This is a genomic window from Streptomyces chengmaiensis (assembly GCF_029846775.1).
Classification (GTDB): domain Bacteria; phylum Actinomycetota; class Actinomycetes; order Streptomycetales; family Streptomycetaceae; genus Streptomyces; species Streptomyces chengmaiensis.
Genome location: NZ_JARWBG010000104.1, coordinates 1 through 9,096, shown reverse-complemented (window position 1 = coordinate 9,096; position 9,096 = coordinate 1). Strand labels below are relative to the sequence as shown.

General features: G+C 67.7%; 13 protein-coding genes and 2 pseudogenes. 5 read left to right on the top strand and 10 right to left on the bottom strand.

The window, feature by feature from the left end:
• Window positions 1-35: 35 nt before the first annotated feature.
• The 4 genes from QCN29_RS36085 to QCN29_RS36070 form a co-directional block, all read right to left on the bottom strand.
• Entirely contained in the window at window positions 36-2,168 is a 2,133-nt protein-coding gene (locus QCN29_RS36085; protein WP_450170628.1) for a recombinase family protein, read from the bottom strand.
• Window positions 2,169-2,258: 90 nt separating this feature from the next.
• Window positions 2,259-2,528: a hypothetical protein gene (locus QCN29_RS36080; protein ID WP_279933484.1), complete on the bottom strand. Its 270-nt coding sequence runs from the start codon at window positions 2,526-2,528 to the stop codon at window positions 2,259-2,261.
• Window positions 2,529-2,544: 16 nt separating this feature from the next.
• On the bottom strand, window positions 2,545-3,024 hold the full coding sequence (locus tag QCN29_RS36075; RefSeq protein ID WP_279933482.1) for a helix-turn-helix domain containing protein: 480 nt from the start codon (window positions 3,022-3,024) through the stop codon (window positions 2,545-2,547).
• Between the two features lie 174 nt (window positions 3,025-3,198).
• On the bottom strand, window positions 3,199-3,465 hold the full coding sequence (locus QCN29_RS36070) for a DUF5372 family protein (protein ID WP_279933480.1): 267 nt from the start codon (window positions 3,463-3,465) through the stop codon (window positions 3,199-3,201).
• Between the two features lie 38 nt (window positions 3,466-3,503).
• Between QCN29_RS36070 and QCN29_RS36065 the strand changes: the two genes are divergently transcribed.
• Window positions 3,504-3,728, top strand: coding sequence for an integrase core domain-containing protein (locus QCN29_RS36065; RefSeq protein WP_279933479.1), 225 nt, complete (start codon window positions 3,504-3,506; stop codon window positions 3,726-3,728).
• Here QCN29_RS36065 and QCN29_RS36060 read toward each other — a convergent pair.
• The 3 genes and pseudogenes from QCN29_RS36060 to QCN29_RS36050 form a co-directional block, all read right to left on the bottom strand.
• On the bottom strand, window positions 3,659-4,030 hold the full coding sequence (locus QCN29_RS36060; protein ID WP_279933486.1) for a DUF4265 domain-containing protein: 372 nt from the start codon (window positions 4,028-4,030) through the stop codon (window positions 3,659-3,661). The genes QCN29_RS36065 and QCN29_RS36060 overlap by 70 nt on opposite strands.
• A gap of 100 nt (window positions 4,031-4,130) precedes the next feature.
• Window positions 4,131-4,630 (bottom strand): annotated as a pseudogene (locus QCN29_RS36055) (DUF6461 domain-containing protein).
• Between the two features lie 36 nt (window positions 4,631-4,666).
• On the bottom strand, window positions 4,667-4,840 hold the full coding sequence (locus tag QCN29_RS36050; protein WP_279933478.1) for a hypothetical protein: 174 nt from the start codon (window positions 4,838-4,840) through the stop codon (window positions 4,667-4,669).
• 109 nt (window positions 4,841-4,949) lie between these two features.
• On the opposite strand from QCN29_RS36050, the gene QCN29_RS36045 reads away from it, so the two are divergent.
• Genes QCN29_RS36045 through QCN29_RS36035 form a run of 3 tightly spaced genes read left to right on the top strand, consistent with a single transcriptional unit; the run spans window position 4,950 to window position 6,328 of the window.
• On the top strand, window positions 4,950-5,375 hold the full coding sequence (locus QCN29_RS36045; RefSeq protein WP_279933477.1) for a DUF4259 domain-containing protein: 426 nt from the start codon (window positions 4,950-4,952) through the stop codon (window positions 5,373-5,375).
• Between the two features lie 36 nt (window positions 5,376-5,411).
• Window positions 5,412-5,816 (top strand): hypothetical protein, encoded by a 405-nt coding sequence (locus QCN29_RS36040; protein WP_279933476.1) that lies wholly within the window; start codon window positions 5,412-5,414, stop codon window positions 5,814-5,816.
• 32 nt (window positions 5,817-5,848) lie between these two features.
• The gene (locus QCN29_RS36035; protein ID WP_279933475.1) at window positions 5,849-6,328 is read left to right on the top strand and encodes a DUF4253 domain-containing protein; all 480 of its coding nucleotides are present in this window, start codon (window positions 5,849-5,851) and stop codon (window positions 6,326-6,328) included.
• A 59-nt stretch (window positions 6,329-6,387) separates the two neighbouring features.
• Here the strand turns inward: QCN29_RS36035 and QCN29_RS36030 are convergent, their stop codons facing one another.
• The 3 genes and pseudogenes from QCN29_RS36030 to QCN29_RS36020 form a co-directional block, all read right to left on the bottom strand.
• Window positions 6,388-6,783, bottom strand: a complete 396-nt coding sequence (locus tag QCN29_RS36030; protein ID WP_279933474.1) for a DUF5958 family protein — start codon at window positions 6,781-6,783, stop codon at window positions 6,388-6,390.
• On the bottom strand, window positions 6,780-7,436 hold the full coding sequence (locus tag QCN29_RS36025; protein ID WP_279933473.1) for a Fic family protein: 657 nt from the start codon (window positions 7,434-7,436) through the stop codon (window positions 6,780-6,782). Before QCN29_RS36025 ends, QCN29_RS36030 begins: the two co-directional genes overlap by 4 nt.
• Before the next feature lie 232 nt (window positions 7,437-7,668).
• Window positions 7,669-8,382, bottom strand: a pseudogene (locus QCN29_RS36020) (IS256 family transposase); the annotation flags it as partial.
• A gap of 253 nt (window positions 8,383-8,635) precedes the next feature.
• Between QCN29_RS36020 and QCN29_RS36015 the strand changes: the two are divergent.
• A partial coding sequence (locus QCN29_RS36015) for a transposase family protein (RefSeq protein WP_279933472.1) occupies window positions 8,636-9,096 on the top strand: 461 nt, incomplete at its 3' end.

Here is a 9,096-nt window from a genome sequence, read left to right as displayed (position 1 = left end):
CGACAAGCGCGTTTCATCACACTGCACCTCTTCTCCTATCGGGTTCGCTTTGGGGTTGCTGCAGGTCGACGGCGGTCAAGGCGTACGCCTTGCTGGACGCGGGGCGGGTTCGGGCCGGGGTGGGGGTAGAGGCAGGCGTTCTTGTCGTTGTACTTCTCGCCCTCGAGGAGTCCGCCGCGGTGCCATTTCCAGATGGTGGGGACGCTGACGTCGAGGATGTCGGCGAGTTCGTAGGCGGTCAGCAGGCCGCGGTCCCGCAGTCGGTCGAAGCGGCTGGTGAGCTGGTAGTCCTCGCGGATGTCGCGGACCAGGAGGCGGTGGAAGGGCAGACCCTTGCCGCTGGTCAGGCCGCGCTGGTTGAGGATGTCGGCGATCTCGGCGTCGGTGTGGTCCTCCAGGAGGGCGTCGATGGCCGTGACGACGGGCTTCGGGGTCTGCCACAGTTTCCCGCCGCCGAGCGGGAGAGGCAGATCGAGGGTGTGGTGGCGGCCGCCGGACAGACGTACTCGGGCGGTGATCCTCTCGCCCTTGGTGAGGGTGATGTCGGTGATGAGGAGGCGGGCGATGCGCTTGCGTTCCCGCATTGGGGTGCCGGGGTCGTGCCAGAGCCGGTGCACGTCGCCGGCCAGGTGGGCCAGCTTGTGACGCAGGGCCTCGGTGACGGGCTCGGTCTCGATGCGGGCACGTTCGACGTCCTTGCGGGCCGCGGCGACCTCCCGCAGAGCCGCGTTCCAGTCCGCCTCCAGGCTGTCGGCGACCAGGCGGTTGTCCGGATCGACCGCGAGATAGCGGCGTTTGGCCAGGTCGGCGCGGTGCTGAGCGCGTTGGAGGTGGGTGGAGCGGAGCCGGTCGGCCTCGGCGGCCCGGGCGGCGAGGCGGTCGGTGACCTGCAACGCGGCCTCGACGGCGAGCGGGGTCAGTTCCTCCAGCAGCAANGCGCGGTGCTGAGCGCGTTGGAGGTGGGTGGAGCGGAGCCGGTCGGCCTCGGCGGCCCGGGCGGCGAGGCGGCCGGTGACCTGCAACGCGGCCTCGACGGCGAGCGGGGTCAGTTCCTCCAGCAGCAAGGCGGCGACGGCCTGCTCGACGCCCGGTCCTGGGATGCGCTGGCAGACGCGGCCGCCCTCCTGGATGGCGTGGGTCATGCACCGGTAGTCGCTGACCTCGCGGCCCTGGCGCAGGTGATAGCCGATGGTCATGCGCCGTCCGCAGCGGCCGCAGATCATCAGGCCCTGCAACAGCGCGGGTCCTTCCCGCGGTGCGGTCGCGGTCCGCTCCAGGCCGCGGGATGCGGCCTGGGCGGCGAGGGTGGCCTGGTTGGTCTCCCACCGGGCGAAGGTCACATATCCCTCGTGGTGGTCTTCGATGAGGGTGTCCCACTGATCGCGGGGCAGCAGCCGGATGCTCACCCGGCCGTCCGTGGTGCGCTCCACCTTGCGCCGTCCGTAACAGAAGGCTCCTGCATACAGCGGGTTGTGGAGCACGTTGAGGACCTGCCAGTGCTTCAGCGGTCCCCAGACCAGCTCGCCCTTGCGCGGACCGGTGCGGATCCGGGAGGGGAAGGTGAGGTGTTCGGCGGCGAAGGTCTTGACGACCTGGCGGGCCGATCCGGTGGCGGTGAACACGTCCAGGACGCGCTCGACGGCGGCCCGCACCGCGGTGTCGGGGTCCTTGACGATGCGGTCGGCGTAGTCGTGGACGTATCCGACGGGCAGGGGCTGCTTCAGCTCGCCGCGGCGGGCCTTGGCCAGCTGCCCACCCCGCAGCCGGGCACCCAGCAGGTGCAGTTCGGCCTCGGACATGGTGCCTTTCATGCCCAGCACGAGCCGGTCGTTGAAGGTCCGCGGATCGTAGAGGCCATCCTCGTCCAGGATCAGCGTCCCGGACAGCGCACAGATCTCCAGCAACCGGTGCCAGTCGGTGTTGTTCCTGGCCAGGCGGGACACCTCGAGTCCCAGGACGATCCCGGCGCGTCCCATGGAGACCTCGGCGACCAGACGCTGGAAGCCGTCCCGGCCCGCGGTCGAGGCCCCGGAGCGGCCCTGATCGGAATCGATCACCACGACCCGGTCCTCCTCCCAGCCCAGAGCGACGGCCCGGCCGCGCAGGGCGTACTGCCGCTGAGTGGACTCGCTGTTGTTGACGACCTGCTTCAGTGAGGACTGGCGCACATACAGATACGCGTCCCGTCGCAGGTGCTCGGCCGTGACCTTGCCACTGTTCTCGATACTCACCCGGTCCTCCTCGGGCTGCCGCTGTCGTCAGCCGCTGCGGCAGCCTCCGGCCGCTGTCCAGGCCATGACCGCCAGCACGTCCACCAGTTCCTCCGCCACCCCCGTCGGCCTCGCCGGGGCCGGCGGCCGCTTGACCGCCCGCGCAGAGGCGGCGGGGATGGACGCCACCGCCCGGATCCAGGCGGCCATGCCGGAGCGGGCCAGCACCGCCCAGCCGTGCCGTGTTCCCCCGTCGCGCCCGCCCAGGACCGCGGCCCGCAGGTCCTCATACCGCCGGGCGACCTCGGCCCCGTCCACCGCCGACACCGTCGGGTCAGCGGTGATCGGGCACCTCCGTACTGCGCGGCTCGCGCCGCCGGGCCAGCGCCTTCTCCACCGACCGCGGATGCACGGTGATCCCGAACTCCCGGTGGACGGCGCGGGCCAGCTGCTGTGAGCGCAGCGCGGCATCGCCGGCCTTCATCTGTTCGACGAAGGCCATGACCTCCTCGGTCAGTTTGCGCGGGCCCTTCGGACCGGGCTTGCCCGGAACCAGCGCTGCCGGCCCGCCCGCGTCCAGCGCGGCGGCGATCGCATAGAAGCTCTGCCGGCAGAACCCGAAAGCGGCCGTGGCCTGCGCGACGGACACGTTGTCCACCCGAACCCGGCGCACCATCTCGTACTTGACCTGCACCACGTCCTGCGGATCGAGGAACGGACACGCGGCGAAGTCCTCGTCGATCACGGCCCCGGGCCGCGGATTGAGCGCCCGGAACTCCTTCAACACGCTCTGCTTGCCCGCCGACTGGGTCATCGCGCCTCCCTGGGATCGCCGCCGTCACCAGGATCCGGCCGCCCTCACTGCAGGCCAACGGCGCGAACGCCGCCCACAGAAGCAGAAGGAGCAGGTCGCAGACACAGCCGGACGCCTGCACGCCCCCGGCGCACGGCCCGTCCGGCAAGGACACCGGCGCTGATCGCGCGACAGTCACGGTGTCATCCCCCCGACACCGTCCCGCAGGCCGGTCACCAGATCCACGAGCCGGACCAGGTCCCCGGTCCGGAACGGACAGGTCCCGCCGGCCTCCTCGACGAACGCATCCACCGGCGCCATGTCCGTCCACTCCACCGGGAACGAGCACCTGCGTCCCTGCTCGTCCAGGGCCAGGACCACGTCCCCGCGCCACGAGTTCATCCGCTCCAGGAACTCGAACGCCTCGCCGGACCGCGGATGGAACGGATGGACCAACCGCACACGTCCATCGTCATCGCGGGAAACAAGCGCATTCGACGGTGAATGCCAACGCCATGGCCGAGGCGCTGAACGGCACCTTCAAGGCCGAGCTGATCGAGATGCAAGGCCCCTGGAAGGACGTCGGCCAAGTCGAGCGGGCGATCTTCCAGTGGATCACGTGGTACAACGAAGAGCGCCTCCATTCCGCACTCGACTACGTACCGCCCGCAGAGTACGAGCAAGCCTTCTGGCGGAGCCAGGAGCAAACCCCGCAGTCCGCCTGAAACAAGATCACCGGACTCCACGAAACTCGGGGCAGCTCAACCTTCAACACGCTCTGCCGGGTGGCAGCTGAGCCTTCGTCCTTCAGGACGATCAGCCGGATCGTGCAGTTCTGCGACGGCTGGACCGTGTCACCGGCCCAAAGAATCCCCTCGTCGTCGAGTTCCACCTTGATGATGTCCCCGCTGGCCACTCCACGTACGAACCAAGGCGTGTTGTCCAATCGCACCGTGTCGTCGCCGAGGTCCACCGCCCACAGGCTCTCGACGCTCGCCAGCGGCCAGCCGTCCTCATCTATGTCCATCCGGAAGTGGACCTTCACGTGGTCGCTACTGATGTTCGTCACCGCGCCAACATCCATGCCGCATCCACGGACCCGGTCGTGGGAGTGCGGACGGAAGATGTCACCGGATCTGGATGGTGGCGCAGGTGAACGTCGTGTCCTGGAGCAGCGCCGGAGTGATGGCGACGCCGGTCAGGTGCTCTGCCAGAGCGAACGCTGCCGGTGAGGACAGATCCGTTTCCGGGGCCTCCTCCTCAAGATGGAAGCCGATCCGCACCATGACGTCGAGGAGTTCGTCCGGTGTGGTGCCCCATCGGTCCTGGGGGACATGGGGTCGAAGCACTGTCGCAGCACTTGGTCCTCTGCCCAGAGGAAGGTGCCAACGGCGTTGACGTTGGTGAAGTGGGAGATCCAGCTCGCCCCGGCGGAGGCCGGCAGGGCTCGACTCTCGGTGACTCCGATGTAGCCGTTGGGTTCGATCAGCAGTGTCCAGGCGCCGACAGTCGTCGTAGCGACCAGCTGACGGTCGCCCTTCTCCAGGTCGTACTGGGCGAAGGCGGCGTCGACGACCGCGGCTATACCCTGCAAGGGTGCCTCCGGTCGTCCTTCGAGTCGGGACACCACCTCGGCTGGCGACAGACCCCGCACCACGGTGAATCAGTACGCCTCGGCGATATCTGGAAAGTCGTTTTCGAACCATGTGTAGTCCGATCCGGTCTTCGTCATGCTGCCCATCCTGGCTCCTGCTACTGACACCGGAAGGACCTTGGGGCCACCGACCGGGGGCGGCAGGGACATCCGCCACTTTCGGGAAACGATCTTCTTCTCCATCTGAGGCGCCTTACCGGAGCAGCTCGTGGGCATCCCCTGGACTGCGCGGGTGCTGATGTCAGTGGCCTCTGTCAGGATGCCCCGGTCAACATCATGATCGGGAGAGAGCATGGGTACTTGGGACGTCGGCCCCTTCGACAACGACACCGCAGCGGACTTCTGTGGCGACCTTGATGAGGCAGCTGTGGGCGAACGCGAGAGCATTATCAGCGGCATTCTCACCCGTGTGATCGACACCGCGGGCTATCTGGAAGCACCCGAGTCCGAGCAAGCCGTGGCTGGGGTCGCCCTCGTTGCCGCGCAATGCCCTGGGGGTGAGCCGGCCGATCCCGTTTATGGGCCGGAAGAGCCTCTTCCTGATTTTACCGGCCTGCGCGATCTCGCCCTGCAGGCCCTCGACCGGGTCATGACCGAGCCGTCCGAGCTGATGGTCCTATGGGCGGAATCGGATGGCGGCCCCTGGCGTGCGAACGTTCGCCGCCTGCAGAACGCGCTCCTGCCCAAGCCGCCCGGAGAACAGCTCAGCCTGATCTGACCCACCGCAACCGCTACTCGAACCCGGAAGGCCATCATGAGCTGGGATGTGCTTCTCCTCCGCCTGCCCGACGACGTCACCTCGATGGAGGAGATCCCCGCCGACTACACCCCGGACCCGCTCGGTCACCTCCACGACGTGCTCTCGACCGTTGCCCAGGCCGTCCCTGACGTCGATCTTTCAGACCCGACCTGGGGTGAGCTTCTCGGACCAACCTGGTCCATGGAACTCAACATCGGCGCCGAGGACCCTGTGGACTCGATCATGCTCCACATGCGCGGCTCCGGCGATGACGTCCTGACGCCCGTCCTCCGGCTTGCCGATGCTCTGCGGTGCAAGGCGCTCGACTGCGCCGGAGGGGATCTGATCACTCCGGGGCGGACGTCGGGCTGGCACGCCTTCCAGCAGTTCCGCGATCGAGTGGCCGGTACCTCGCAGTGACACCTCCCGGTCGCAGCACCAGCCTCCGACCCATGCCCCCTGAAACCTGCCTCGCCGTCACGGCCCCCTTCGGGCACACCTGGCCTGGCCTCGCGGCTGGGCGCGAGCCAGCGACGAATCCCGACCAACTGGCCGCCGAATACGCGCAGGCGTTCCTCGCCGACCGCCCCCAGTCACGCCTCGGGCTGGTTGCCGCAGCGTCTGGAGCCGAGGCTCTGACGGTCGCGGGCTGGTCCGGGCCCTGCAACTACGACAACGACACCGCGAAGTTCTCCGCGATCATCCGAGATTGGGAACATCGGTTCGGTGTTCGTGTCGTCGCGGTCGGCTTCTCCACGCTGCACCTCAGCGTTGCCGCGCCACCGGTGGACGAGCACGAGGCTCTCCTGGTCGCGGCCGAGCACTTCGTCTTCTGCCCGGACAACATCTGGCAGGGCAGCAGGCCGTACACACTGGCCGCATACGCCGAGCGGATCAGCGATGCCCACCACTGGGACTTCTGGTGGGACTGATCCGCTCCCCAGAAGATGTTCGACAGGGAGGTGGCCTTCAGGTGTGCGGTGCTGGGCTGTCAGGCGACGGGCAGTCTGTGCCACCAATGACTGCAGCCGCCAGAGCAGAAGCGCTCGCGACGCCGCTCGTCGGCGATCGTGAGCACCGCGATCAGCAGCCTGAACGCTTTGCGGCGTTCGTCGAGAGGCACGAGACCGGCGATCTTTCCCAGCTGCTCGTCGATCCGGCCTCGTGAGATCAGCACTGCGGGCGTATGCGTCGGGCGCAGCCCGGCACGGCGGATGCTCTCCGGTACGTCCTCGGCGACGGCACCCGCCTGGACGCAGTGATGGCGCAGGAACAGCAGCACCTCGGACTGCTCTTCCTGGCCAAGGCCGTCGAACCATTCGATGCCCTCTGACATCCGGCGCAGCCCCTGCGCGAGCTCGTTGAGCAGGACGTCGCGTTCCTTCATGACTGCCTCCCGTGGGACAGACTCCGCTCCGCCTCGATGATCAGGATTCCGAGCAGCACCGCCAGATCGGCCGCGCCTTCGGCATCGTCGGCCCAGCGCGTGGTCTGCAGTGGGTGCACCTGGTCGAGGAGGACGCCTTCCCGTGCCAGGACGAAGGCTAACGCCAGCATGGCCGCGCGGGCGTTGCCGTCCTCGAACGGATGGAAGAAGACGATGTCGAGGTAGGTCCGGGCGGCGCGTGAGGGGAGGGGCAGATCAGGGTGAGAACTCTCGGACAGACAGCGCTCGAACAGCGCCTGCGTATCGGGTGCGAGGCCGTAGCGCTCCCATCCGCCCTTCGCGAAGGCCGGCATCGTGCGGAAACCGACGAGGTCGTGGCCCAGTACGATCTGCTGCCACTTCGCCATGAGGGCGAAGGTCAGTGGTGTGCCCTGCTCAGCGTCGTCGAAGGCCAAGTCGAGGGCGGTCAGGACCCGCGCGGTTCCCTCGCTGTCGCGTCCGCCTCGTGTTGTCATGAAGAAGTTACGGAAGCCGTCGCTGGCTGGTGCTCCAGAGTCGGGGCGTGCGCCGCGCCAGGACGGCCAGGAGATCTTCGTCCGGATGCGCAGCCAGTCGGCAAGGCTGTCCTTCGGTTGGCCGGGCCCGGAAGTCATCTGATTTCGCCCACGCCTCTGGCGAACTGCGAGCTCACCGCGTCGACCACGGGAACGTCAGGTGCGATCCAACTGCCGAACCGGCCGCCGACCGCGTTCTCCACGATCGCCTGAGCCTGGCTCTCGTCGATGTCGTTGTAGGCGAGGAACCATCGGAGGACTTGGATGCAGTGCCCGTACCAGCCGCTCTCGGCCGGGTCTGTCCAATCAACGGCTGATCTTGGTTGTTGAGTCAGTTGCTGGTGGTGGGGGTGAGGCGTCCTTCGAAGGCGATCTGGAAGGCGTTCAGGGGTGCCTTCCAGCGCATCGTCCAGCGGCGGCGACCCTTGCCGGTCGGATCCAGCGACATGAGCGCCATGTAGACGCACTTCAACGCGGCGTTCTCCGACGGGAAGTGGCCGCGAGCCCTCACGGCCTTGCGGATGCGGGCGTTCACGCTCTCAATCGCATTTGTGCTGCAGATGACCTTGCGGATCTCCACGTCGAAGGAGAGGAAGGGCACCATCTCGGCCCAGGCGTCGGACCACAGCTTGATCACGGCCGGATACTTGGTGCCCCACTTCTCGGAGAACTCCAGGAACCGTTCGGTCGCGGCGGCCTCGCTCGGGGCGGTGTAGACGGGCTTGAGATCCTTCGCGACCTTGTCCCAGTCCTGCCGGGCCACGTAGCGGATGCTGTTCCGAATCAGATGAACTATGCATGTTTGCACCACAGTTCGCGGCCAGACGGTCTCGACCGCGTCCGGCAGGCCCTTCAATCCGTCACAGACGAGCATGAGCACGTCCTCGACGCCGCGGTTGCGGAGCTCGGTGAACACGCTGAGCCAGTGCTTCGCACCCTCGCCGCCGTCACCGGCCCAGATCCCCAGGATGTCCCGGGTGCCCTCCACGGTGACGGCCATGGCGAGGTAGATCGGCCGGTTGGCGACCTGGCCGTCGCGGATCTTGGTTCTGTCGACGATCTTGTGATCCGGACGGTTGAGCGGGCCGTGCCGCCTGTTCGCGATCATGAATCGCGTGCTCTCGTGATGTGCTCTTGGAACTGTTTCCGTACCTGTCCGCGCTGGTGATCGAGGAGGTCGAGCGGCGGCCGGACAAGGTGGTGCTGNTTGGTTCTGTCGACGATCTTGTGATCCGGACGGTTGAGCGGGCCGTGCCGCCTGTTCGCGATCATGAATCGCGTGCTCTCGTGATGTGCTCTTGGAACTGTTTCCGTACCTGTCCGCGCTGGTGATCGAGGAGGTCGAGCGGCGGCCGGACAAGGTGGTGCTGAGGACCCGGGTGCGGGCGATGACCGGGTCCTGCCGGTGCGGCCAGAGCTCGGCGTGGGTGCACGGCCGGTATGCACGCACGCTGCGTGACGTCGCCGTGGGCGGGCTCGGCGTCGTGATCGAGTTACGCGTTCGCCGTTTCCGGTGCGAGAACCCCGCCTGCCCGGCGGTGACGTTCGCCGAGCAGATAGCGGGACTGACCACCCCGCACAGCCGCTACACCCCGCTGTTACGTGGGCTGCTGACGCAGATCGGGCTGGCCCTGGCTGGCAGAGCGGGAGCCCGCCTGGCTGCTGTGGTCGGTGTCAGCGTGGGCAAGGACATGCTGCTGCGGCTGGTCAGGGACCTGCCCGAGCCGGACGTCGGGGAAGTGGAGGTGCTCGGCGTGGA

Coding starts and splice junctions, on each gene's coding strand:
- QCN29_RS36075 (WP_279933482.1), bottom strand. CDS start 3,024: ATGACCCAGTCGGCGGGCAAGCAGAGCGTGTTGAAGGAGTTCCGGGCG.
- QCN29_RS36030 (WP_279933474.1), bottom strand. CDS start 6,783: ATGAAGGAACGCGACGTCCTGCTCAACGAGCTCGCGCAGGGGCTGCGC.
- QCN29_RS36060 (WP_279933486.1), bottom strand. CDS start 4,030: ATGGACATAGATGAGGACGGCTGGCCGCTGGCGAGCGTCGAGAGCCTG.
- QCN29_RS36040 (WP_279933476.1), top strand. CDS start 5,412: ATGAGCTGGGATGTGCTTCTCCTCCGCCTGCCCGACGACGTCACCTCG.
- QCN29_RS36035 (WP_279933475.1), top strand. CDS start 5,849: ATGCCCCCTGAAACCTGCCTCGCCGTCACGGCCCCCTTCGGGCACACC.
- QCN29_RS36050 (WP_279933478.1), bottom strand. CDS start 4,840: ATGGAGAAGAAGATCGTTTCCCGAAAGTGGCGGATGTCCCTGCCGCCC.
- QCN29_RS36025 (WP_279933473.1), bottom strand. CDS start 7,436: ATGACTTCCGGGCCCGGCCAACCGAAGGACAGCCTTGCCGACTGGCTG.
- QCN29_RS36045 (WP_279933477.1), top strand. CDS start 4,950: ATGGGTACTTGGGACGTCGGCCCCTTCGACAACGACACCGCAGCGGAC.